The organism is Proteiniphilum sp. LBM24028, from assembly GCF_056629195.1.
The window spans coordinates 2374285-2398886 of the sequence record NZ_CM152817.1; the positions used below are offsets into that span (position 1 = coordinate 2374285).

Annotated in this window: 24 protein-coding genes, 1 tRNA gene and 2 pseudogenes; 9 read left to right on the forward strand and 18 right to left on the reverse strand. The window is 48.2% G+C overall.

What is annotated here, in order from left to right; all coding sequences use genetic code 11:
- Positions 1-23: 23 nt before the first annotated feature.
- Genes AC1HCU_RS09430 through AC1HCU_RS09440 form a run of 3 tightly spaced genes read left to right on the forward strand, consistent with a single transcriptional unit; the run spans position 24 to position 2143 of the window.
- A complete protein-coding gene (locus tag AC1HCU_RS09430) occupies positions 24-827 on the forward strand; it encodes a DNA alkylation repair protein (RefSeq protein WP_480365413.1) in 804 nt (267 codons plus the stop codon).
- A gap of 8 nt (positions 828-835) precedes the next feature.
- Entirely contained in the window at positions 836-1546 is a 711-nt protein-coding gene (locus AC1HCU_RS09435; RefSeq protein ID WP_480365415.1) for a CPBP family intramembrane glutamic endopeptidase, read from the forward strand.
- Positions 1547-1579: 33 nt separating this feature from the next.
- Positions 1580-2143 carry an immunoglobulin-like domain-containing protein gene (locus tag AC1HCU_RS09440; RefSeq protein ID WP_480365417.1) on the forward strand — a complete coding sequence of 188 codons (564 nt, stop codon included), beginning with the start codon at positions 1580-1582 and terminating at the stop codon, positions 2141-2143.
- Between the two features lie 104 nt (positions 2144-2247).
- Here AC1HCU_RS09440 and AC1HCU_RS09445 read toward each other — a convergent pair.
- Positions 2248-2332, reverse strand: a tRNA-Ser gene (locus AC1HCU_RS09445).
- Between the two features lie 249 nt (positions 2333-2581).
- Between AC1HCU_RS09445 and AC1HCU_RS09450 the strand changes: the two are divergent.
- Positions 2582-3862: pseudogene (locus AC1HCU_RS09450) on the forward strand (DEAD/DEAH box helicase); the annotation flags it as partial.
- Between the two features lie 700 nt (positions 3863-4562).
- On the opposite strand, the gene AC1HCU_RS09455 reads toward AC1HCU_RS09450, so the two are convergent.
- The 16 genes and pseudogenes from AC1HCU_RS09455 to AC1HCU_RS09530 form a co-directional block, all read right to left on the reverse strand.
- Positions 4563-5117, reverse strand: coding sequence for a 2-oxoacid:acceptor oxidoreductase family protein (locus tag AC1HCU_RS09455; RefSeq protein WP_480365419.1), 555 nt, complete (start codon positions 5115-5117; stop codon positions 4563-4565).
- A 12-nt stretch (positions 5118-5129) separates the two neighbouring features.
- Complete coding sequence (locus AC1HCU_RS09460) at positions 5130-5891, reverse strand: thiamine pyrophosphate-dependent enzyme (RefSeq protein WP_480365420.1); 762 nt, start codon at positions 5889-5891, stop codon at positions 5130-5132.
- Between the two features lie 4 nt (positions 5892-5895).
- Positions 5896-6057, reverse strand: coding sequence for a hypothetical protein (locus tag AC1HCU_RS09465; protein WP_480365422.1), 162 nt, complete (start codon positions 6055-6057; stop codon positions 5896-5898).
- A 13-nt stretch (positions 6058-6070) separates the two neighbouring features.
- Positions 6071-7153, reverse strand: coding sequence for a 3-methyl-2-oxobutanoate dehydrogenase subunit VorB (locus AC1HCU_RS09470; protein ID WP_480365424.1), 1083 nt, complete (start codon positions 7151-7153; stop codon positions 6071-6073).
- Positions 7154-7163: 10 nt separating this feature from the next.
- Entirely contained in the window at positions 7164-7394 is a 231-nt protein-coding gene (locus AC1HCU_RS09475; RefSeq protein ID WP_480365426.1) for a 4Fe-4S dicluster domain-containing protein, read from the reverse strand.
- Between the two features lie 150 nt (positions 7395-7544).
- The gene (locus AC1HCU_RS09480; protein ID WP_480365428.1) at positions 7545-8306 is read right to left on the reverse strand and encodes a Rossmann-like and DUF2520 domain-containing protein; all 762 of its coding nucleotides are present in this window, start codon (positions 8304-8306) and stop codon (positions 7545-7547) included.
- A gap of 38 nt (positions 8307-8344) precedes the next feature.
- Positions 8345-8857: a gliding motility lipoprotein GldH gene (locus tag AC1HCU_RS09485; RefSeq protein WP_480365431.1), complete on the reverse strand. Its 513-nt coding sequence runs from the start codon at positions 8855-8857 to the stop codon at positions 8345-8347.
- Between the two features lie 7 nt (positions 8858-8864).
- Positions 8865-10022, reverse strand: a pseudogene (locus tag AC1HCU_RS09490) (PSP1 domain-containing protein); the annotation flags it as partial.
- Between the two features lie 105 nt (positions 10023-10127).
- Entirely contained in the window at positions 10128-11237 is a 1110-nt protein-coding gene (holB, locus tag AC1HCU_RS09495; protein WP_480365433.1) for a DNA polymerase III subunit delta', read from the reverse strand.
- Entirely contained in the window at positions 11237-12187 is a 951-nt protein-coding gene (locus tag AC1HCU_RS09500; RefSeq protein WP_480365435.1) for a methylenetetrahydrofolate reductase, read from the reverse strand. Before AC1HCU_RS09500 ends, holB begins: the two co-directional genes overlap by 1 nt.
- Positions 12188-12226: 39 nt before the next feature.
- Positions 12227-13549: an RIP metalloprotease RseP gene (rseP, locus tag AC1HCU_RS09505; RefSeq protein ID WP_480365437.1), complete on the reverse strand. Its 1323-nt coding sequence runs from the start codon at positions 13547-13549 to the stop codon at positions 12227-12229.
- A 156-nt stretch (positions 13550-13705) separates the two neighbouring features.
- Positions 13706-14896 (reverse strand): 1-deoxy-D-xylulose-5-phosphate reductoisomerase, encoded by a 1191-nt coding sequence (locus tag AC1HCU_RS09510; RefSeq protein ID WP_480365439.1) that lies wholly within the window; start codon positions 14894-14896, stop codon positions 13706-13708.
- Between the two features lie 48 nt (positions 14897-14944).
- Entirely contained in the window at positions 14945-15952 is a 1008-nt protein-coding gene (locus AC1HCU_RS09515) for an ABC transporter ATP-binding protein (RefSeq protein WP_480365441.1), read from the reverse strand.
- A gap of 33 nt (positions 15953-15985) precedes the next feature.
- Positions 15986-16504 (reverse strand): ribosome maturation factor RimM, encoded by a 519-nt coding sequence (rimM, locus tag AC1HCU_RS09520; protein ID WP_480365443.1) that lies wholly within the window; start codon positions 16502-16504, stop codon positions 15986-15988.
- A gap of 6 nt (positions 16505-16510) precedes the next feature.
- Positions 16511-17104 (reverse strand): DUF4290 domain-containing protein, encoded by a 594-nt coding sequence (locus AC1HCU_RS09525; protein WP_480365446.1) that lies wholly within the window; start codon positions 17102-17104, stop codon positions 16511-16513.
- A gap of 85 nt (positions 17105-17189) precedes the next feature.
- On the reverse strand, positions 17190-18137 hold the full coding sequence (locus AC1HCU_RS09530; protein ID WP_480365448.1) for a glucosaminidase domain-containing protein: 948 nt from the start codon (positions 18135-18137) through the stop codon (positions 17190-17192).
- Positions 18138-18143: 6 nt separating this feature from the next.
- Here AC1HCU_RS09530 and cdd point away from each other — a divergent pair, with 6 nt between their 5' ends.
- Entirely contained in the window at positions 18144-18626 is a 483-nt protein-coding gene (cdd, locus tag AC1HCU_RS09535) for a cytidine deaminase (protein ID WP_480365450.1), read from the forward strand.
- Between the two features lie 8 nt (positions 18627-18634).
- On the opposite strand, the gene AC1HCU_RS09540 is transcribed toward cdd, so the two are convergent.
- Complete coding sequence (locus tag AC1HCU_RS09540; protein ID WP_480365451.1) at positions 18635-19132, reverse strand: DUF4348 domain-containing protein; 498 nt, start codon at positions 19130-19132, stop codon at positions 18635-18637.
- 191 nt (positions 19133-19323) lie between these two features.
- On the opposite strand from AC1HCU_RS09540, the gene AC1HCU_RS09545 reads away from it, so the two are divergent.
- Genes AC1HCU_RS09545 through AC1HCU_RS09560 form a run of 4 tightly spaced genes read left to right on the forward strand, consistent with a single transcriptional unit; the run spans position 19324 to position 24576 of the window.
- Complete coding sequence (locus AC1HCU_RS09545; RefSeq protein WP_480365453.1) at positions 19324-20166, forward strand: DUF4922 domain-containing protein; 843 nt, start codon at positions 19324-19326, stop codon at positions 20164-20166.
- A 34-nt stretch (positions 20167-20200) separates the two neighbouring features.
- Positions 20201-21433 carry a phosphoserine phosphatase SerB gene (gene serB / locus AC1HCU_RS09550; protein WP_480365454.1) on the forward strand — a complete coding sequence of 411 codons (1233 nt, stop codon included), beginning with the start codon at positions 20201-20203 and terminating at the stop codon, positions 21431-21433.
- Between the two features lie 23 nt (positions 21434-21456).
- The gene (locus AC1HCU_RS09555; RefSeq protein ID WP_480365456.1) at positions 21457-22356 is read left to right on the forward strand and encodes a hypothetical protein; all 900 of its coding nucleotides are present in this window, start codon (positions 21457-21459) and stop codon (positions 22354-22356) included.
- A gap of 6 nt (positions 22357-22362) precedes the next feature.
- The gene (locus AC1HCU_RS09560; RefSeq protein ID WP_480365459.1) at positions 22363-24576 is read left to right on the forward strand and encodes a tetratricopeptide repeat protein; all 2214 of its coding nucleotides are present in this window, start codon (positions 22363-22365) and stop codon (positions 24574-24576) included.
- Positions 24577-24602: the final 26 nt, after the last annotated feature.

A 24602-nucleotide genomic window follows, 5' to 3' on the forward strand; every position in this document is an offset into this window, starting at 1 on the left:
CTGTAAAGACTTGGAAGAACTATATGACAGATAAAAGAAAAGGAGCACGTTCCACAAAGGATATCCCGGCAAATATTTTGGAACAGCTAAATAGGGGTGAAATTGAAACTGCCAATCTTGTAGAATGGCTGGCAGTTGACCAGCGGATTTTGCTTGAAAACATGCTCAGACAGCATAACCGCACGGAATATCTAAGCCCTGTTCTATTGAAAATAAATCAATTGAAAAGGCAGACCGTAAACACCATAAACGAAGCCATCGGGACAGGTCTTTTTGAAATGGCGGTAAAAAATCGGGATGAAGACTTTTTGGCAATCATGTCAATGCATAAAGCCGACCTTGTTCGTTGCTGGGCAACGTACACCATCGGGAAAAACGAAAATCTGAATATTGTCGAAACATTGCAACAAATTCAACCTTTTGCGGCCGACAAACATTTTGGAGTGAGAGAAATATGCTGGATGGCCGTAAGATCGAAAATAACACGACAACTCAACGAAAGTATCGGAATCCTTTCCCAATGGACAGCCAGCGAAAACGAAAACATCAGGCGTTTTACGACCGAATCGACACGCCCTCGCGGTGTATGGTGCGAGCATATTGAAGACCTTAAACATCATCCGGAACAGGCATTACCCATTTTGGAACCGTTGAAATCGGACAAGGCAAAATATGTCCGGGACAGCGTTGGAAATTGGTTGAACGACGCCGGCAAAACCCGCCCAGACTTTGTTGTGCAACTTTGCAAGCGTTGGGAAAATGAAAGTGATACAAAAGAAACGAAATACATAACAAAAAAGGCATTGAGGACATTATCGATGAAATAAAAATCACTATGCTTAAACCGAAAGACATCTTCTTATTATTGGTTGTAATAGCCTTGACATTTGCGCTGGTGCCGATAGGCAATTGGGCAAACGGAGTGGTAATTTTCGACAACTTACCGCAAGTGATAAACAAGCAAATCGCTTATCAATCGGTTACATTGCTGGCAACCATTCTTTTCTTGCTGTTCTTGTGGGGCGTAAAAAGAAAGCAGTTTCGGGAGTATTTCAAGAAAGGTAATGTTTCCGCGGAGATTTTACCGGAGCCGATAGTCGGAATTAATCCAAAACCGACAGAAAACTGGTATCATTTCGGACGAAACTTCGCTATCGTCATCTCCGCTGTAACGGCTGTTGTCATCTATTTTCAACTTGTACGTCCGAATGGAATTACCTTTGGAACGATGCTATCCGTTTTACCGTTCACCATCCTCTTCGCGCTATCCAACGCTTTTGTAGAAGAAAGTATCACCCGCTTGGGAGTAGTAGTCGTGCTGAAAGGCAGGCTCAGAGACAAAACGATCCCCCTCATCTCGGCACTGATATTCGGAACGGTGCATTATTGGGGAAATCCCGGCGGAATTGCAGGTGTGATAGTCGCCGGATTTTTGGGATGGTTCCTGGCAAAATCGATACTCGAAACCAGAGGGATATTTTGGGCGTGGTTCATACACTTTCTGCAAGATGTAATTATTTTTTCAGCGTTATTGGCAATAAAATAAAAAGGCAATAAATAACTGCAAACAGTAATTAAAATGAAAAAGATACTGATAATTTTAAACGTCTTTGTACTTATTGCAGGAAGCTGTGTGCGGACAACAAAAAAACAGACAGAAAGTAAAGAATATCACATAGTTGAAAATAAAAAAGATACCATTAACAGCCCTTTAATAGAAGAAGATGTAGCGATAAATGGCTCGAGACCCGTATTGATAAACTCTTTGGACATTCACTTAATATTAAGTGATTCCATTTTTATAGGAAGTCCTGAAAAGATAGAGGTAAGAATAATCAATAATTCGGATCACAGGCTTCTTGCAGGAAACTCCTTTTTAATAAAACGTCTAGAGTTCGGATTTTGGGCTATTATTCCAGAATTCGAAAGAATAATATGGACGGATGAAGGATTTGAAATAGAGCCTAAAACTAAAAAAACTTTCAATTTAAATCTTGACATTCTTGATATAAACTTAGTTCAAGGGAAATATCGATTAGAAAAAGAAATATCTATTTTGGATACAAAAGAGAAAGCTAAACACGACAATGGATATCTTATTATGGGAAACCGTCTTCTTGATGCTGAATTTATTATCAAGTAAATCCATTTATATTTCCTGTAAAAGTTAATAAAAACGGGGATAGGTGAATAGAGATATAAAATAGGGTGCAAACCACGTAGATAGTTGATTTACACCCTTTATTGCGGAGAGAGAGGGATTCGAACCCCCGGAAGCTTGCACTTCAACGGTTTTCAAGACCGCCGCGATCGACCACTCTGCCATCTCTCCTTTCGATCGTATTGAAATTGAAGGAGTATAAAAACTCCCCTGTTTTTTTATGCGCGCTGACCGAAGTGAGTTAGCATCATCTTCAGCGCTTATATGCACCACATGGAAGCGAGAAACTCCCCCAAATGCGCGTGCAAAGATAAAACTATTTTTGTAAAGAAAAACATTCCATTGAGATTAATTTAGCCATTTACAGAAAATCAATTATTCATCGTATCTTTGTACCTTTGAAGAAATAAGGATATACAGATGCAATTTACCGAACTTTCACTTTGCAATACACTCCAGGAGGGCCTGGAAGCGATGAATTTTACAGAAATGACTCCCGTGCAGGAACTGGCGATCCCGGTGATCCTGGAAAAGAAGGATGTGATTGCCTGCGCCCAGACCGGCACGGGCAAGACAGCAGCCTTTCTGCTCCCACTCCTGAACAACCTGCAGTCGGAACCACATGAGGAAAACAAGGTGAATGCCATCATCATGGCTCCCACAAGAGAACTGGCACAACAGATCGACCAGCAGATGGAAGGTTTTTCCTATTTCACCCCCTTCTCTTCTGTGGCAGTATACGGAGGAAATGACGGAGAAGCATGGGATGTACAGAAAAGAGGGCTGCTTAGCGGTGCCGATGTGGTGATTGCCACACCGGGCAGGCTGCTCTCGCATATCAACCTGTATAACATTGATTTCTCGGGTGTGAAATATTTTATTCTGGATGAGGCGGACAGGATGCTCGACATGGGTTTCTTTGACGACATCATGAAGATTGCCAATCTGCTGCCAAAAGAGCGACAGACAGTAATGTTCTCAGCCACCATGCCGCCCAAGATACAGCAGCTGGCCAAAACCATCCTGCGTGATCCGGAGGAGATCACCATTGCCATTTCACGTCCACCGGAAACCATCCTGCAGTCGGCTTACATCTGCTATGACGCCCAGAAGATGGGTATTCTGAAGCAATTGTTCAAGGATAAGAAGCCCAACAAGGTGATCCTTTTCTCAGGATCGAAGCAGAAGGTAAAGGATATTGCCAGAACGCTCCATAAAATGGGTCTCTCTGCAGGCGAAATGCACTCGGACCTTGACCAGATGCAACGAAATCACGTGATGCACGAGTTCAAGAACGAAAGAGTGGATATTCTGGTGGCAACAGATATCGTGGCGCGGGGGATCGACATTGATGACATCACCCTGGTGATCAACTATGATGTCCCCTACGATGCCGAAGATTACGTGCACCGCATAGGGCGTACCGCAAGGGCGGGCGACACGGGCATGGCCATCACCTTTGTTTCGCCCGGGGAACAATATCGTTTCTCGTTGATCGAGAAATTTCTGCAGAAGGAAATCTACAGGATTCCGGTACCTGCAGACCTGGGTGAGGCACCTGAATACAATCCCACGCGGGAGAGTGCGCAACGCGGGAGAGGCAGCCGCACAAAAACAGGCAAAGGAGGAAAACGTTCAGGAGAATCCGATAAGTCGCAGGGAGCAGGAGGTACGGAAAGACCGCCCAAATCGGAACGCAAGGGCAGAAAAGAGAGGCCGGCCAAACTGGAGAAGCAGGAGGAGACGACAGCGGAACAGATTGAAGGAGCAGTGCTACATGCTAATGAAAGAGGAAAGTCCGGCAACCGAAGAAAAAAGGGTTCCCGTGTAAGGGAAGAAGACACGTTACAGCTCGAAAGCAGGGAAGCCGTTCCGATGGCGGATAACCATCCGGAAGGAAGGGATAAGCAACAGAAAAACCGGGATGACAGTGTATCACGTAAAGGTCGTGGAAAAGGGAAATCCCGCAGGAAACAGGAAGCTGCATCCGATGCAAGAGAACCCCTGGGAGAGAGGGAAGCCCGCAAGCAGGGCACCTCAGAAAGGGTACCCGGCGAAAAAACCGGGAAGAGACTTATTAAGAAATCGGAGAGACTGCAGCAGGATGCAGTAAAGCAGGCTTCCGACGGCGTGACCACACCACAGGAAAGCGCTTCCCGGGCACACGGTAATAATTCCAGCGTGAAGGGAGATCATTCCCGCGTAAAGGGAGATAAACGGACCGGTGAAGAACTAAAAAGAGAAAAAAGGTCCGGAAAAACGGGCATGATACGGCCCGAGAAAAACTCGGTGGCTCAGTCGGCAAAGGCCGGAGAATCCCAAAACAAACCGGTAGAACCGGACAGGAAAAAGAGATGGAGCTGGTGGCCTTTCGGCAAGAAATAAAATTTCTCGGGAATAGCTATTCAGCCTGTTGTTCCTGCTCTACAAGTTCCATACCCCGCAGGATAGCTGCCTCATTCATGGGCAGAAGCTTGTGGTGTCGCTCGGGCAGCGACTCCTTCAGTCCCTTCATCACATTCTCCAGTGCCACCATGGGCGATATCTTGAGCAGTCCGCCCAATATGATCATATTGAAAACCCGGCTGTTATCCATTTTCATGGATTCATCCATGGCATTGACCCTGTATACATTGATGTCCTTCCGTTCCACCTTTCTGTGGATGCCATAGCTATCGTAGATGAGTGCTCCGCCGGGCTTTACGCGCGACTCGAATTTCTCAAGCGAAGGCTGATTGAGCACGATGGCCACATCGAACTGATTCACCACCGGTGAGCTGATAGGCTCATTGGAGATGATGACCGTGACATTGGCGGTGCCGCCACGCTGCTCAGGCCCGTAAGCCGGGAACCACGATACTTCCTTTTCTTCCATCATACCCGAATAAGCGAGGATCTTCCCCATAGAGAGCACACCTTGTCCGCCAAAGCCTGATATCACTATTTCCTGCAACATGCTGTCTTCTTTTTAAATATTTTTCAAATCGCCAATAGGATATGCCGGGAACATGTTTTCCACCATCCAGTCGTTGGCTGCGGCAGGAGTCATCTTCCATCCCGAATTGCAGGTCGACACCACCTCTACGATGGAAGTTCCTTTTCCGGCCATTGAATTTTCAAAGGCAAGCCTGATCATTCGTTTGGCTTTTTTCACAGCTGCTGCAGTGTGGACGCTGACACGGGTTGCCAGGCAAACGCCGTCGAGCAGTGCCAGCAGGTCGAGTATCTTCAGCGGATTACCCATGGTCTGCGTATCACGTCCCTCGGGGCTGGTAGAGGTTTTCATATCTTTCAGCGTGGTGGGAGCCATCTGGCCGCCGGTCATCCCGTAAATTCCGTTGTTGATAAAGATGATGGCAATATTCTCACCGCGGTTGGCAGCGTGAATGGTCTCAGCCGTGCCGATGGCAGCCAGGTCGCCGTCGCCCTGATAGGTGAAGACCATCTTATCGGGCAGCAGCCGCTTGGTGGCGGTAGCGAGCGCGGGGGCGCGGCCGTGGGCCGCTTCCTGCCAGTCTATATCGATATAATTATAGGCAAACACGGCACACCCCACCGGAGCAATGCCAATGGTTTTTTCCTGCAGTTCCATTTCCCTGATGACTTCGGCTACCAATTTGTGTACCACTCCATGGGAACACCCCGGGCAGTAGTGCATATGGTTGTCGTTCATGAGCTCCGGTTTGGCATATACCAGGTTTTCGGGGCTTAGTATCTGATTTTTCTCCATACAATTATTTCTTACTAAATCGGTAGATGAGATAAAAAAGGATCGCGGCTCCACCGAAATACCAGGTAAGCTCCATATTCTGCGCAGACGAAAAATAGACGATGATGGTCCCAATGAATGACAACAGGAAAAGGAACAAAAATATATTTCTGATTTTTGGATCCATGACGGTTAATTTTTTAGTGAACTACTTTCTCTTTTAATGCCGCAAGCACCCCGTCGGGCGTGGGAACAATACCTCCCAGGCGGCCGTAGTGGGCGACCGGTATTTGGCCGTTCACTGCAAGGCGGACATCTTCCACCATCTGTCCGGCATTCAGCTCTACCGTGAGCATTCCTTTCATCTTGCCACCATAGGCATGCAATATTTCCGTTGGAAAGGGCCACAATGTGATAGGACGCAAAAGCCCCACCTTGATACCTTCCTTCCGTGCCAGATCGATCGCTTTAAGGCAGATACGCGCCGCGGAGCCAAAGGCCACCAGCAGATAATCGGCGTCGTTGCATTTCACCTCTTCATAGCGCACCTCCGTAGCTTCCACAACGCGGTACTTGGCCTGGAAGCGTTCGTTGTTCTTTTCCATAGCAGCAGAGTCGAGCTCAAGCGAGGTGATGATGTTCGGTTTCCTGTCGGCTGTTTTGCCGAGTGTGGCCCAGGGACATTGTTCCCGGATCTCCTGTTCGGTTCTGCGGCGGCGCCATGCAGGCAGCTTCACCTTTTCCATCATTTGGCCAATAACCCCGTCGGTCAATATCATGGCAGGATTTCGGTATTTGAAAGCCAAATCGAAAGCCAGCCCTACAAAGTCGGCCATTTCCTGCACCGAGTTGGGGGCCAGCGTGATCAGCTTGTAGTCGCCATGTCCGCCACCCTTCACCGTCTGGAAATAGTCGGCCTGCGACGGCTGGATGGTACCCAGCCCGGGTCCGCCACGTTGCACATTTACAATGAGTGCCGGCAGCTCTGCACCGGCCATATATGAGATACCCTCCTGTTTAAGGCTGATGCCGGGGCTGGAGGAGGAGGTCATGGCATATTTGCCGCAGGCGGCACCGCCATACACCATGTTGATGGCTGCTACCTCGCTCTCGGCCTGCAGGACCACCATACCCGTAGTTTTCCACGGGGCAGTTTCCATAAGGGTCTCGATGATTTCGGACTGTGGGGTAATAGGATAACCGAAGTAGCCGTCCACGCCGTAGCGTATGGCCGCATGTGCGATGGCCTCGTTACCTTTCATCAATACTGTTTCTTCAGACATAATACTCGTTTTATCCTACCTTTACCTTATAAATTGTCAGGCACCCATCGGGACAAACATATCCGCAGTTGGCGCAACCGATACAATCATCATCATTCTTCAAGTAGACGTAATGATAACCGCGGTCGTTCACTTCGCGCGGTTCCAGTTCGAGGACGTCGGTGGGACAAGCCACCACACAGAGATCGCATCCTTTACAGCGATCTGTGTTCACCTCTACATAACCCTTAAATTTAGCCATTATCAGGAGTGGTTTTTTAATTGATGCAAATATAACTTAAGTTTATGAAGCATTCAATTTTTCGATGTTAATTTTTAACATGTGGTCTTTCCTTACATCGTCTGTAACGGTCTGCCTGATTCATTATCAAAACCAGCAGGAACCCGTGTTTCATAAGGAATGCCGGTGAATGTCTTTGCTTATGAGGCTGTAAAGTTCTTTCATCACAGGATCGGTGAGCAGGGAGAGCTGTTTCTCCATCACTTCCTCGTCGTACCGTACGGCTGGCCCCGTCTGGGCCGCCTGTGGCGATATCTCCCGCACCTTGGCTGCTGTCTCCGTGATGAGTGGAAGCAGGAAACCGAAGGGAAGTTCTTCCTTTTCAATGATCTCCGAAGCCAGTGTATACATATGGTTCACGAAGTTGCAGGCATAGACGGCTGCAAGATGCAGGCAACGGCGTTTGTCGCCTGAAAGCAGATGTACATTGCATGAGAGGCTTTTTGACAGTTCTTCCAGCATCCGGGTGGTTGCGGGGCTGCTTCCCTCAATGAAGATGGGGACAGATGAAAAATTTATCTCCCGGTTTTTACTGAAAGTCTGCAAGGGATATATCACCCCATGTTCCTCCTTACGTGCGGCAAACAACTGCATGGGCAAGCTTCCGGCGGTGTGTACCCAGGCACCACCGGTGCCTGGCATCTGCTGAATGACGGCGGGAAGGGCATCATCCTTCACTGAAAAGATATAAAGGTGTGCCGCAGGGCTGATCTGAGACAGCTCGTTTGTTGCCTCAGCCCCTGTTTGTGCAGCAAGCAGTACTGCATTTTCCATTGTTCTGCTATATACCTGAACAATGGTGTGTCCTGCCGACCGGCATGCACGTGCCAAGTGTGTTGCCAGATTTCCGGCTCCTATAAAAACAACGTTCATCTTTTCCTTATTTTGTTCACGACGGACAACGATGCTGCTTATTGCTTTCGCTGCGCAGTTACTTTTATTCCGATCTTCTCTATACCTGGCAGCGGGTTGGCGTCCATCACCTGTCGCAGCTTAACCACATAACCAGAAGCTGTGTCGAGTGGCAATGAAAAAAGAAAGGGTTGCGACAGCTGGTTTAAGCCTCCCACGCCGTACCCCAGCCATCGGCCATAGTCATCGGCAATGCGAAAATGCAAGGTATCGTTCCGGGGAAGCGTATCGGTAAGATTATGGGTTACCTGTATCCAGATATCACGGTAAGGATAGGTTCCGTTCGTGGATATCTCGATGGAAAGATCATATTTCGCACCTGCCAGCAGTGTCAGGGAGTCCATATGAAACTGCATTGTACTGTCGCGATACCATCTACCCTTATCAATATGTTGAAATCGGTAATACACCTCTCCTTCCGCACAGGAAAACAAAAAGGCAAAGAGCAGAATCAAAGGATAAAAACGGATGTTACGCATCCTTCTCTCCGGATCCTCCGGCCGGCTGCCCACCTTGTCTGTTTCTGTTTCCCGGCGACTGATCGGGACGTCGGCGACGGGGTTTCCTTTTTTTGTTGGTCTGATTTTTCCGGTCGTCATCAAAACGGGTGATACTTTGATTTTCAAGAATATCTCCTCCTGCAAAAGTTTTCTCATCACGGGTCTTGTCATCTGCGTCGGATATCATCCTGAGCGGCTTCTGTCCTTTTTTATTCATTGCGACGATCTCGAAGACACGTTCTTTGGAGATTGTCACCAGGTTGCTGGCATTGAACTTATCGGTAGAATAGGTCATCAGACCCGAGAAGATATCAGTCTTGAAATGGTAGAAGTCTGCATCTTTTGTCTGCAGAATGATTTCCCGCGAGGGCAGGCTGCGCTGTGCTTCCACGTAGGCGTCCACCTCATAGTTCAGGCAGCACTTCAGCTTACCGCATTGTCCGGCAAGCTTCTGCGGGTTGATTGATATATCCTGGTAGCGTGCAGCCGAGGTGGAGACGGAGACAAAACTCGGCATCCAGCTGCTGCAGCACATTTCGCGACCGCAAGGACCGATACCTCCAATGCGGCCTGCTTCCTGACGTGCACCAATCTGTTTCATCTCAATCTTGACCCTAAACTCGGCAGCCAGCACCTTGATGAGTTCACGAAAGTCCACCCGTTCATCAGCGATATAGTAAAAGATGGCTTTATTACCATCGCCCTGATATTCCACATCTCCAATCTTCATCTGCAGTCCCAGCTCCTCTGCAATCTGGCGGGACCGTATCATGGTAGGCTGCTCGCGTGCCTTTGCCTGCTCAAACTTATCCAGGTCGGTGGGCCGTGCAATACGATAGACGCGCTTAAGACCACCATTGGCATCTTCGCGGAAGTTGTATTTCTTCATCTGCAGTTCCACCAGCTTACCGGTAAGGGTCACCGTCCCAATGTCGTGTCCCGGGATGGACTCAACGGCCACGATGTCGCCCAGTTTGAGCTCCAGGTCGTTGCTGTTAATGTAATAGCCTTTACGGGTATTTTTAAACTGTATCTCCACCATCTTCGAAAGGTTCTGGAATTCAGGAAAATCGTGAAGCCAGTCATAGATGTGAAGCTTATTATTATGGGGTGTGCAGCCTTTGCAGCTTTTTGTATTTCGTGTGGTAACCGTCTTCAGGGGGACGATATCCGCCATTTTATCTGATAAAACTTCTTTGTCCATATATATTTATTCGCTTTTCGATGACCGATTGGCGAGACTTTTGATTTTTAATTGGTAATGAGCCTGCAAGTTACTAATTTATTTTCTTAATAACACCGTAACTTTTAAACAAAGATCGAGGAAAATAATCTTTGCATTGCCGTTTTGTTCTATCTGCCGGTGTGCAAGCGAAAACTCCTCATTAAAATCCTCAATGTTCCGCTCGTTAATATAGGGAGAGAAGCGTTCTCCGAACAGTCTTTCTTCTTCGTTCAGGTAGACCATTACAGGCTCGCCAAGGTTACTCACGAAGTATTCACGGAACATGCGGAGGGCATAGAGGAGGTAGCTCTTTTGCATTTCGCGGCCAATGCCCGCCAGTTCGCCTGCGGTATCCTTAATGGCTTTGATGTTGCCCGACACCGATGTGCGCATCATCTTTACAAACAGGTCGAAAAAATAACGGGTCTCCTCGGAGGAGGTGATCAGCTCGATGGCTTTGGTGAAACTGCCGTTGGCAATATGGGCAAACGTTGCGGCATCGGTCTGTTCGAGGGTATATTGCTGCTGCAGGGCCGCTACAATCTCACTATCTTCAATGGCACGGATATGGAGTGGCTGACAACGGGACCAGATGGTCTGCAGCACGTTCTCCCGGTCTTCGGACACGAGCAGGAATACGGTATGTTCCGGCGGCTCCTCAATCATCTTCAGCAGTTTGTTGGCACAGGCGTCGTGCATCTTCTCGGGCAGCCAGACGATCATCACCTTGTAAGGTGCTTCATAGACCTTAAGGTTTAATTTGCGGATAATCTCATCACTCTCTTTTGAGTAGATGATCCCCTGTGCATTCTCGGCCCGGATAAAGCCAAGCCATTGATTGAGATTAAAATAGCGGTTTTGCGACAGAAACTCGCGCCATTGCGGCAGGTATTCGTCGCTCACCTTCGACTTTACCACGGGGAAGACAAAATGCAGGTCGGGATGTGCCAGTTTATCGAACTTATGACAGGAGGGACACTTACCACAGGCGTCCTGTTCACCACGGTGGGCGCAATTCAGGTAACGTGCGTAGGCGATGGCCAGCGGCAGCTTCCCCACCCCTTCGGGACCGTAAAAGATGCGCGCATGGGGTACAAGCCCCTGCCGTACGGAGTGGATAAGATGTTGTTTTACATCATGAAGCCCTATGACATCATTAAAGTACATTAATATATTGCACTTGCTACCTTATGTACACTTTCGGTGGCCATCAATGCATAAAAATGAATACCGGGAACCTTGTGCTGCATGAGCTCCTTACACTGTGCGATGCACCAGGCCACACCCACCTCTTTTGCATCTTCGTCATCCTTACAACGGCGCAGTTCCTTCTCAAGTTCTGCCGGGATATCTGAACGAAAAACCTTTGGCAGCACGGTGAGCTGATTCTTCAGATGAATGGGCTTGATTCCGGGAATGATGGGAACCGTGATGCCGGCCGCACGACAGCGGTTGACAAAGTCAAAATACTTGCTGTTGTCGAAAAACATCTGTGTGACCAGATAGTCGGCCCCCTGATCCACTTTCATTTTGGTGTAGAAAAGTTCCGACTCCATATTGGGCGACTCCTCATGTTTCTCCGGATAGCAGGCCATTCCGTATGTGAAAGGTGTTTCCGGGGGGGTAAAGGTGGAACCATCGTAGGCAATGCCTTTGTTGAAGTTGTTCACCTGCTCCTGAAGGCCCGTGGCATGTAGATGAGAATCCATTTTTCTCTGTTCGGCATCGAGCTTCTTCGTATCACCCCGTAGCAGTAACAGGTCGGTTACCCCCAGGAAGGAGAGATCGATCAGTGCATATTCGGTCTCTTCCTTCGAAAAGCCCTGTGAGATGATATGAGGAATGGCCCTGATGCCGTACTTGTTCTGTATGGCAGCAGCAATGGCTACCGATCCGGGCCGTTTACGCACATTTACCTTGCGGTAGACCCCTCGTTCATCTTCCTTATAATCATTCTCACTATGATGCGTGGTGATATTGATATATTTGGGATTGAACTCCTTCAAGCGATCTATCGTATTGAATATCTGCTGAATGCTATTTCCCTTCAAAGGAGGCAACAGTTCTAAAGAAAAAGCTGTTTTTTCCTCCTGGTTGAAAAAATCCGAAATCTTCATGTTTCAGTCTCCTTCCTGGTTGAATTCACAGGCTCCTGCCTAGTTAAATATTGCCCGGATCACATCCATGCCGTTGGCGTAAAGCACGAGACCCAGCAATAGTATCATGCCGGCAATCTGTGCATATTCCATGAACTTCTCATTAGGCTTGCGCCGCACGATTACCTCGTAGATGAGGAACATCACGTGCCCGCCGTCGAGCGCCGGGATGGGGAGTATATTCATGAAAGCGAGAATCACCGAAAGGAAGGCAGTCATCATCCAGAATGCTTGCCAGTTCCACTGCGCTGGGAATAGATTTCCAATGGCACCAAAGCCGCCGAGCGAGGAGGCTCCTTCCTTGGTGAAAACATATTTGAACTGGGCCACATAATCTTTCAGGGTCTGGATACCCATCCGGGTACCGGCGGGAAATGATTCAAAAAAGCCATAGGTACGTGTCACGGTCCTATAGACCTGGGCGGGTCCCATGGCATAGAAACCCAGCGTTCCGGCAGAGTCGACCCGTATGGCAGTGGTATGTAGCACACCGTTACGATAGTAATCGAGGGAAACCTCGCTGTTACGGTTGTTGTCGAGTATCGTACGCAGATCGGCAAACAGAGGTATTGTTTCACCATTTATTCCCACGATGCTGTCGCCGCGTACCAGTCCCGCCTCCCTGGCAGCACTGCCTTCCATGGTTTCATATACCACGGCCGGTACACGGAAGTTGGCAAAGCCCTCCTTGTCTGTGAGCAGGTTTTGCATCAACGTCTCCGGAATGGAGAGTACCACTTCCTGTCCATCGCGCAATACAGTGACTGTGCTGGCATCGGCCACATCGATCAGCGTACGCACGCCAAAGCGTTCCAGCTCCTTGTCGTCGGCTCTTAACAGGATGTCACCATCCTGAAAACCGGCATTTTTGGCAGCCTGACTAAACTCCATGCCCTGGGTCACGTTTTTGAGCGGGAGGTAGGTGTCGCTCCAGGTGAAGAGCACCATGGCGTAGATGAAAAATGCCAGCAGCAGATTAAAGAGCACTCCCGCCACCATCACCAGCAGACGCTGCCATGCCGGCTTGGAACGGAACTCCCAGGGTTGAGCCGGCTGCGCCATTTGCTCCTTGTCCATCGACTCGTCGATCATACCGGCAATTTTCACATAACCGCCAAGTGGCAGCCAGCCAATTCCATATTCGGTATGACTATTTTTTGGTTTGTAGCGGAAAAGCGCGAACCAGGGATCAAAGAAGAGATAAAACTTCTCTACCCTGATCTTGAACATGCGCGCGAAGATATAATGGCCAAACTCATGTATGACGACCAGTATGGATAAGCTCAGAATGAGCTGAAGCGCTTTAATTAAAAATGTCTCCATTATATGATTTTACTTGTTATTTTTCTTATTATAATATTTGTCATATCTCTTTATCTATTACAAACCTTCTCTTTAACCACTGATTGTCATCTCCCAGACCTCTACCCCCGACGACCTTCCACAAGCAAAACTGATTATTGAAAGTGAACAGGCTGATTACTTGTCGATAGTAAACTGACTGCTGACTGCCGATCGCTTATCTGCGATCATCTCCCTCACTTCCCGGTCGCTCTGCAGATAATCGTCGAGTGAAGGTTCCTTCACGAAGGAAGCCTGTTGCATTGCCTCCTCTATCAGGCGGCTCATCTGCGTGAAGCCGATACGTTCCTGTAGAAAGAGAGACACAGCCACTTCATTGGCCGCATTTAAAATGCAGGGCATATTTCCTCCAGTGCGGACAGCCTCATAAGCATAAAGAAGGTTCGGAAACCTTTCCGTGTCTGGTTTTTCAAAGGTCAGCCGTGCCAGTTCGGTAAAATCAAGCGGTGCTATGCCGGTAGCCAGCCTCCGGGGATAGGAGAAAGCATACTGTATAGGCAGATGCATATCGGGTTGTCCCAGCTGTGCCATTACCGAGCCATCTTCGAACTGCACCATGGAGTGAATGATGGACTGTGGATGCACCAACACCTCTACCTGACCGGGATCCACTCCGAAGAGCCACTTGGCCTCGATCATCTCAAATCCCTTGTTCATCAGTGTGGACGAGTCTATGGTCACCTTGTCACCCATGTTCCAGTTAGGGTGCGCCAGTGCCTCCGTCCTGGTTGCGGTCTCGAGTGCAGCCTTAGAATATGTTCTGAACGGGCCGCCCGAGGCCGTGAGCAGAATCCTCTCTATTTTATTGTCACCCTCACCATTGAGGCACTGGAAGATGGCAGAATGTTCCGAGTCGACCGGCAAGATGGCACTCCGGTGTTTCAGTGCCAGTGCAGTAATCATCTCTCCAGCGACCACCAGTGTTTCCTTATTTGCCAGTGCGATTGCCTTTCCTGCCTCGATGGCCCGAACGGTCGGTTTCAATCCGCTAAAGCCCACCATGGCGGTAAGCACCATATCGATCTCCCTGTCCTGTACTACATCCTCAATGGCACTGCTGCCACACCACACCTTGATGGGCAGGTCGCTCAGCGACTCCTTAAGCTGTGGATAATGCGACTCGTTCGCAATCACCACCACTTCGGGCAGGAAGGTACGAGCCTGTCTTATGAGCAACTCCACCTGATTATTGGCAACCAGGGCATAAGCAGCAAACCTCTCAGGATACCGCGAGATAACATCCAGTGCCTGTGTCCCTATGGAACCGGTTGAACCTAGAATAGCGATTTTTCTTTTTCTTACCTCCATGCTGAAGTGGATTGACCCGTAAAACGTGCAAAGATAATAAAAAAATGGCTAGTTTTCCATGAATCGGGAGATCTGCTGTAACGCCTCCCCAATGCTGTACGTTTCCACACTTTCTCCTTCATGGCTGATAATCCAGCAGCGCCGTTCTTCGTTCACCATCAATTCAACGGGTGCTCCTGAAGATATTCTGAACCCTCTTCGCGTGAGAGCCTTGGTGGTCCAGCGGGCCATGAGGCTGCCGGGATGTTGCACCCGTGTGGAGATTGATTTATCGAGGAGTTTCTGTACGACAAAGCTGCCGTATTCCTTGTCGAATTCATAGGAAGGATGTTGGAAAACCTTGTCGAAGATGCCATTGAGTACCATATCTTCAGGCACCCCCACGGTGACGCCTTTCTCCCTCTCCATAAGCCACAGCTTGTCGGCCACCTGCATGGCTGTCTCCAGCTCATGGGTAGAAATAAAGATTGTCTTGCCCGTTTCCCGTGCCAGCTTTTGCAGCAGGAGCAGGATGTTGATACGGTTTGGGAGATCAAGGTGCGAGGTGGGCTCGTCGAGCAATATCATCGGCGTATTCTGTGCCAATGCGCGGGCAATGAAGACACGTTGCCGCTCACCGTCCGACAGTTCGTGTATATTTCTCTGTTCAAAGCCGTTGAGATAAGTCATATTCATGGCTTCATCTATGATGCGGTTATCCTCCTCCGACAGGCTCCCCAGCCATCCCGTGTAGGGATCGCGCCCTATGGAGATAAGTTCCCGTACAGTAAACGACGCAACCTGCTGCTGCTCTGTGAGAACTACAGAAAGAAGCCTGGCCCTCCTTTTGGGCGACATCTCCGCCAGATTCTCGCCGTGAAGCAGTATGCTCCCCTGTAATATGGGCTGCAGACAGGCGATGGATCGCAACAGGGTAGACTTTCCACAGCCGTTTTTTCCAATCAGCGCAATCAGTTCTCCTGCATTTGCAGTGAGGGTGAGGCCATACTGCACTACCTTTGTTCCCTGGCCTGCAGGGTAACCGATGGTGACATTTGAAAGCTGGAGAAAGGACATCTTATATCATATTCCGTAAAAGCATGATGTATCTCACTCATCAGTCAGTCCTTCGGGGAGGTACATCTCAAGGAGTTTATTTTCTTCATCGACAGCCACAATAAAATCTTCGGTGGCAGGTATCAGGAGTTCAGTCTCATCATTCTGCACTACAAACAGCACATTGATAGTCGTATTGTCTACCTCCCGGATGACACCGAGTATTTCGCCGTGCTGATCCATAATGGAATAACCCACAAAGAATTCCCATTCTTCGTGCTGCGTATGCATCTCATTCACAGCCTCAAGGGGCAGAAGCACTTTCATGTTTACATAGCGTGAAGCCTGCTTTTCGTCATTCACATCTTCAAGCTTCACCCGTGCTGAGACATCAGTGGCATAGGTGAATTCTTCCACGGCAAAAGGTACCGGGATACCGTCAATTTCCAGAAAATAAAATTCAGCATCAATCCCTGCATATTCAGCCCTGCGGAAGAGAATCATAATCTCTCCCCTGATACCGTAAGGTTTCTGGGTATGTCCTACATGAAGGAGATCATCCCGGGAGATCATGGCGCGTTATTTTTTACGTTGGTACTTGATATTCTTCAGTTTATCGCGACTGTTGTTCAGTTTCACGTCGGGAATGGAGTGTGTGTCGACACTCATTTTTATTTTACCGGCCGACAGATCAAACAGGTCATGAAATATCTTTTCATCGTCAGCCTCCTTATTCCACTGTGTATATGAGCGTTTCATCTGACTCACCAGCATTTTCAGGAGGTGTTCTTTCTTATCGTTCTCCTCCATCCCTGCAGCAATTTTAACCATTTGCTCCATAATCTTTCCATAGTGGCGATACTTCATGGTGGGCCTGCTGTAATCGAGATGACCCGGAGTGGTATACAACTCTTCCCGGGTGATCACCTCGTAGGGATAATCTATCTCCAGTTTGAAATCGGACATGATGGCCAGATGATCCCAGAGAATATGCTTGAAATTGTTTACGTCACGCAGGTGCGGGAACATATTTCCCATGATGTCGATGACTGTATATGCGCATTTCCTTCGCTCTTCCGGATCTTTTATTAAGACGCAGTGATCAACCATATTCTGGATGTTGCGTCCATATTCCGGGAGGACAAGTTTTTCTTTTTGGGTGTTGTATTGCATTTGTATTTCGTATAATTGATTGTCTGTTTTAGGCGGTCATCGGTTTGCTTTTAGATTTCAGCGATCATTGGTCGGCCGAAAGCTTCTATCTTAATTTAAGCCGGTCTCCCTCTTCAGGGACATATTCATAACTTTTTTTGTTCAGGCGGTAAAGGTTTCTAAGCCGGATACCGTATTTTTGTGAAATGCTGTACATCGATTCACCTACCTGTACCGTGTGATATAGATAAGGTTCGTCGGCACGTGCCTTTTTCTTCTGAAAATAGACAATATCTCCCTCACTCAGCGGAAAATCTTCAGGCACCTCATTGTATTTCAACAGTTCTTTCTCGTTAAAACCAAACTCACGGGCAATGCTGGCAAACGAATCTCCATTCACAGCCATCACATAGACCAGGCCATGGGTGATATATGGCTGGTGAGTCCAGGTGACCTGTGCTGTCTCCCGTGTCCGTTGCGACAGCCGTTCACTGCGGCTGACTCCCCGGCGGTACTTTTTGTCATCGAACCTGTAGAGTTCATAATCTTCAATGAGCTTTATCAGCTTATTGGCATATGCCCTGTCAGTGGCATAGCCCAGTTTCTGCAATCCTCGCGCCCACCCTTTGTAATCGGTTAAGGAAAGTTCGAACAGTGTCCTGTAACGACCCCCGTTGACCAGAAACTCAGAGTGATCCTGATAAGAATCTTCCACCCGGTCATACTTACGGAAACAATCGTTGGGCGAATCGTCGACGGCATATACAGAAGGGCCTGACCAGCCGCGGTGGCACTTTATTCCGAAATGATTGTTCGAACGTCGTGCCAGATCACTCAACCCTGCGCCCGATTCCAGAATACCCTGGGCAAGGGTGATGGATGCCGGAATTTTGTAAAGTTCCATATGATCGATGGCCAGATCGCCGTATCTGGCTATATAATCTTCGTAAGTTTTCACCCTCTGTTGCGCACAGAGTTCTGTGGCGACAAAGAAAAAAGAAAGAATGACAAAGAGCGATAAAATATGGCTATATTTGCGTGACAAAATCTGCATGAGGATATGAAAGAAATCAATTTAATCACAAAGATAGCTGTTTATCCGTTAGAGGAATGCTCCGATGTGGAAAAAAAATTAATTGCGTCTGCAAAAAGTGCCACAACAAAAGCTTACGCTCCTTATTCGCATTTCAGGGTAGGGGCGGCTGTATTGCTGGAGAATGGTGAAATTATTGCGGGAAACAATCAGGAAAACGCCGCCTATCCGTCGGGCATGTGTGCCGAGCGGACTACACTCTTCTTTGCCAATGCCTCGTTTCCCGATCAAAAAGTGGATGCCATAGCCATTGCTGCCTGGCACGACGGGAAGTTTACACATGATGCCATCACGCCCTGCGGTGCCTGCCGGCAGGTATTGCTGGAAGCGGAAAACCGCTTCCATTCACCCGTGAAGGTTCTGATGTGCAGCGAGGAAGGCATCTATGTAGTGCCTGCCGTCAGTGACCTGTTGCCACTCAGTTTCGGGGATGGGATGTTGAAGAAGTAAACGCTCCTCTAGAAGGAAGCTTCGTATAATGTGACAAGATACCACTTTTTATCGATCAGGGCAAAGTAGTAATTGGCATAGATACCGTTATTAATACCGCGTAATTCCACAACGGCCGTATCTTTTCTGAAACGTACAGCCTGATAGTACTGATCGTAGGGGCGCGTAAGGTAGGTACTGTCGTAAGTGAGGTCAAGCATCTCCCAGTCGTACTTCCCTACAGACTCCTTCATGGGAGCCATGCCTTCGTGACCTGTGTCGGGCACGACAACACTGATGGGAAATTTGATCCGTTCAAACTGAAACGATTCATCTGTGCTAAACCTACGGATAAACTCATCAAACTCCTCTTCGTAAGAGGCAGTCAGATCATTGGAGTTATCCATAAGCGCCTCTTCTTCTGTCTTTTCTCTGCCCTGTTCCTTGTTCTTCTCACCCAAACCCTGAAAACAGGAGATAAAAAGAAAAATAAACAGACTGGGAAAGATAAGACTTGTTATTTTCATTGTTTTATTGATTTTTTCCTGCCGCATTTACCTTTGGGGCGGAACAGTTTCGCATTGCCGTTGCGCACCTCCCGCGGGCAAATAACCAATTCAGGCGCAAAGGTATAAAAAAAGTTGATAACCAAACAGTAAAGCGATTATTTTTAGTGAAAGAAAATATCGTTACCTTTGTTTTATTAAAGCAACAATGAATGAATCTTTCGGATGAAATAAATAATTTGTTCTCCCGACAACAGGAGGAATGGGAATTATTGAGAACAGCCGTCAGCCAACGGAGTGCTGTCAGGGAGAAAACGTTTTCCTGGGGAGACGATTTCCGGGTGAAGGTACAATATAATCCCGCGCGGATAATATCAACAGGGGCACTCATCGACTCAAAAACGGTTGAAAAACGTCCCTGTTTCCTATGTGCCGGGAACCGTCCTTCCCAGCAGAGAGGCATTTCTTTTCTGGAAAGATACCAGATACTTTGCAATCCCTATCCGGTGGTGGAAAACCATCTCACCATCCCACTCCATTCCCATGTACCGCAACGCATTCGCAGGAAGATCGCAGACATGCTTTCGTTGGCAGAGCTTTTACCTGACTATGTGGTTTTCTACAACGGGCCCCATAGCGGTGCTTCCGCCCCGGATCATTTTCATCTGCAGGCCGGGCACAAGTCTCCGGTTCTGTTACAGGGAGATCACGCACTCCGCACCTGTCTGATGATTGAAAGCACAGACAAGGAGGAGGTGGAGGAGCTGTTTGAAGATGTATATCAATATCTTCATCACCTCCAGCCGGAAGAAGAGGAGCCAATGATGAACGTGATAACCTTCACGGAACAAAACCGTTACAAACTGCATCTCTTTCCGCGCAAGGCACACCGTCCGCGTCAATATTTAGAGGAAGGAAACAAACAGTTGATGATCAGTCCGGGCGCACTGGATATTGCCGGGCTTATCATTACCGTTCGGGAAGAGGACTTCAACAAGATAGAGCCAAACGATATCGAAGATATTTACGCCCAGGTATCGTTGCCGGTTATATAGTATTCAGGAGCCAGCTGATGGCGAAAAAAAACGTATGGAAAATTCAGAAATTATTTTACTCAACATCAACGGGGAAGACAAACAGGGACTGACAGCCGCACTCACTGAGATACTGGCAAAGCATGGCGCCTTCATCCTCGACATCGGACAATCAGATATTCACAGGAACCTCTCGTTGGGTATCCTCTTCAAGTCGATGCACAATAACTCAGGTGATATCCTGAAGGATCTGCTGTTTAAAGCGTACGAGATGGACGTAAATATCCGCTTTACGCCCATTTCGGAGGAGCGTTACTCCAACTGGGTGAGCATGCAGGGCAAGAACAGATATATAATCACGCTGCTTGGAAGAATTCTGACAGCCAAACAGATTGCAGCCGTATCCCGGATTATTGCCGAGCAGAATCTAAATATCGACAACATGATCAGACTGACGGGGCGCATACCGCTTAATGTGGAGGAGCGTGCCGCAAAGTCGTGTGTTGAGTTGTCGGTGCGGGGCACGCCAAACGACCGGCACCAGATGCAACAGTCGTTTATGGAGCTCTCCTCGTCGCTCAACTTCGACATCTCTTTTCAGGAGGAAAGCATGTATCGGCGTATGCGGCGGCTCATTTGCTTCGACATGGACTCCACGCTCATCCAGACGGAGGTGATTGACGAGCTGGCAGAGAGGGCCGGCGTAGGTGAACAGGTGAAGGTTATCACCGAATCGGCCATGCACGGGGAGATCGATTTTGAAGAGAGCTTCAGGCAACGTGTGAAGCTGTTGAAAGGGCTTGATATTTCGGTGATGAAAGAGATTGCCATGAACCTTCCCATTACTGAGGGGCTCGACCGGTTGATGAAGGTATTACAGAAGGTAGGATTCAAGACAGCCATACTCTCGGGAGGATTCACTTATTTCGGAAATTATCTGAAAGACAAATACGGCTTCGATTACATGTATGCCAACGAGCTGGAGATTGAAAACGGAAAGCTGACGGGCAATTATGTAGGAGATGTGGTCGACGGCAAGAGAAAGGCGGAACTGTTGCGGCTTATTGCCCAGGTAGAACGGATAGACCTGCGCCAGACCGTGGCTGTGGGCGACGGAGCCAACGACCTGCCCATGCTGGGCATCGCAGGCCTCGGTATTGCTTTCCACGCCAAACCTAAGGTGAAACTAAATGCGGAGCAATCCTTGTCAACCGTCGGTATTGACGGCATCCTTTATTTTTTGGGATATAAGGACTCGATGCTCGACAGCAAAATACTGAATAGTTAAAATGAACTTTAAAATATACGGGTATGGATTTTGTGGACATCTTATTGAATCGCATCGATGGCGAATCGGAACTAAAAAAACCTACCCACGCGCTGGTATGTTTCACCCGGCTTGAGACAGGTAAGAGACTGAGCAGGCTTGTATCGGACGTTATTCTTTCGAAGGCGGAAAAGTCATCGATTACCCTGTTATATTTTATCGACGACATGGATGCCGGGTTGGGAGGTGAGCCAATAGAAATGGTTCAGCATAAGTTACTGGCCGAGCTGATACCAAAAAATGAAAAAAATAAAATCACCATGCGCCTTTTTATCAGTGAGCTTGCCGGTTACACATCCGAAATCCGCAGAATGGCAGACGAGCAGGGTAGCAACCTTTTGTTGATTGGCCTCGGCCATGACGAAGTAGATCCCGGAGAAGCAGAAAAATACATGCGGCTGATGAATGATCCGGCAAATTCAGAGTCCGCCGTCCTAACTCAATTGGATGAAAAGAAAGCGGATACTTTAAAACAGGTGTCATCTCTATTGGAAAGAAACAGGATACCTACGGGGATTTTTCTCGACAACGGCCTGACCGGGATAAACAACATTTTCATTCCCATACTCTGCAAAGCCGATATACATATTTTCACCTTCATTTATCAGACTGCCCTGAAGGAAAATGTGCAGATCATGGTGTGGGATGCAGTGGGTGTTATCCAGTCGGGGCCCAGGATGCAAAAGCTGTATCAGTTTATCGTCAAAAAAAGCGACGGACGGGTGCATCTCTGGGACGACAATAAAAAGATCGGGAAGGAGCTTATGCAGAGCCAGGATCTTCTTATCACAGGCATCGACGGATGGAACAGACTACTGGCCACTCCCCTCTCCTGGAAAGATTCACTTCCTTCCACTCTTATTATCAAGGATTCATCAAACTGAAATATTATGCAACCCTCCGACACCTGGACCAAATTAAAAGTGATTCATTCTCATATTGAGCAACGACACCTGAAACAGGCAATTGAAGGTGTCAGGGCACTTGCCTCGCTGTCTCAACTATGGGCCATTACCGAAAAAATATCGGAACTGGAGACCAATTATCAGTATATGCTCCACTACCTGATTGAAGGAAAAAAGGATCCCGAACAACAGCATATTTACGAGAAGCTGATCCGTGATCTTTATGCCGTTGCCGACGATGCGGCGGAACATTTACTTCTACAGGAGAGTTCCTCCCTCTTTTTTGAAAAATCAAGGCAGCTGCAGGTACGTATTCCTCTTTCGGTGGATGAATACCGGAACATTATCACGCGCCTTGCTGACACCTTTTCTTTTATCGGCCTGCTTGAAGAGGGCGAGGAGAAAGAACGCCGCCTGAAAGAAAATGAACTGACACATGAAAATACCCTGCAGGATTTCTTCTACAGCCTTTTTGTATCGCCAAGAGCCAATGCCGATATGATCGGCTCCTACCGCGCTTTTCTGGAAGACGACCTCATTCCGTTATACGACAAAAGCGTTTTCATTTCTGCCCTCACAATGAATATACTGCAACGGTTCGACGCCGCCAAGGTGGAGCTGCTGCTCGATGTGTGCGGACGCCCTGAGTCGGAGCTGGCTACACGTGCTATCATCGGCATCATTCCCATCTTCCAGACCTACACTGCCCGCTGGCCTCTTTACTCCGAGTGTGGCAACAGGCTGAAGCTGTTATCGGACGACAAGCTGTTCAACCGGCGCTTTGTCTCCGCCCTCATCGGCTTCATTCAGGCACACGAAACGGAGAAGATCACCAAAAGGCTGACAGAGGAGATCATCCCGGAGATGATGAAACTGAGCCCCATGATTGGCAAGAAAATAAACCTCGATGAATGGATGGGCGAGAGCGGACTGGATGAAAAGAATCCCGAATGGCAGAAGATACTCGACGAAAGCGGGCTGACTGACAAGCTTCAGGAGTTTTCCGAGCTACAACTTGAAGGGGCTGATGTGTTCCACTCAACCTTCTCCAACCTGAAGTCCTACCCCTTCTTTCAGGAGATGAGCAACTGGTTTCTGCCTTTCAATCCCCGGCACAGCAGTATCAGACAGCTTTTTTCGGACAAGTCGGAAGGTGCCTCCATGATCGAGACCATGCTCCGTTCATCGCTAATTTGTAACTCCGACAAATATTCTTTCTGTTTCAGTATCATGATGATGCCGGAGAATTATCGCCGCATGATGATTGCACAGCTGAGAGCCGAGGGCGAGGAGCTTACAAAGATGCAGGCGGAGGAAGAGGTGCTGAAGCCCTATCAGAAGGAGGATACGTTGATAAAGCAATATATTCAGGACCTTTACCGTTTCTTCAAGCTTTATCAGCGGCGTGCAGGGTTCGGTGATATTTTCAGCCTGCCACTGAATTATCACCTCATAGAGGCTTTTCATCCTGTGGTACTGCAACCACGGCACCTGGAGCAGATTGCTCTTTATTATTTTGAGAAAAACAACTTCAGTGAGGCGCTTACGGCCTACATGATGCTGGCAGAGACAGGAGCGACCAAAAGTGAGGTATGGCAGAAAATCGGTTATTGCAGGCAGATGCTGGCAGATCTCGGCGGAGCCCTGGAAGCTTATCTGCATGCCGATCTGATCGATGAAAACAATACCTGGGTCATACATCGCATCGCTCATTGCTACAGAATGCTGAAGCAGCCTGAGACAGCACTGACTTATTATCGCAGGCTGGAACATTTCAGGCCCGACGATCTCCAGATCCAGCTCAACATCGGCCATTGCTACCTGGAACTAAAACAGTACGACACCGCTCTCAACTTCTATTTTAAGGTAGAGCTGCTCGACAGCCGCAACAGGCGTGCCTGGCGTTCGGTGGCATGGTGTGCATTCCTGTCGCGCAAGTTCGATGTGGCCAGGAAATATTATGCCCTTATTCTGGAGAATGAGCCAAATGCCCACGATTACCTCAACGCGGGTCATGTGGAGCTTTGTCTGGAAGAGAACAAGAAGGCGGTGCAGTTCTACCAGACCGCAATGGAGAAAGCCGGCAGCTTTGAAGCTTTTAGGTCAATGCTTGAAGAAGACAAGGATGAATTAAAGGAAGCAGGTGTAAATATTGCCCTGCTGCCAATCATTCTGGATAAGATCAGGTATGATCTTTAATGGCATGATGATGTGTTAATCAACCA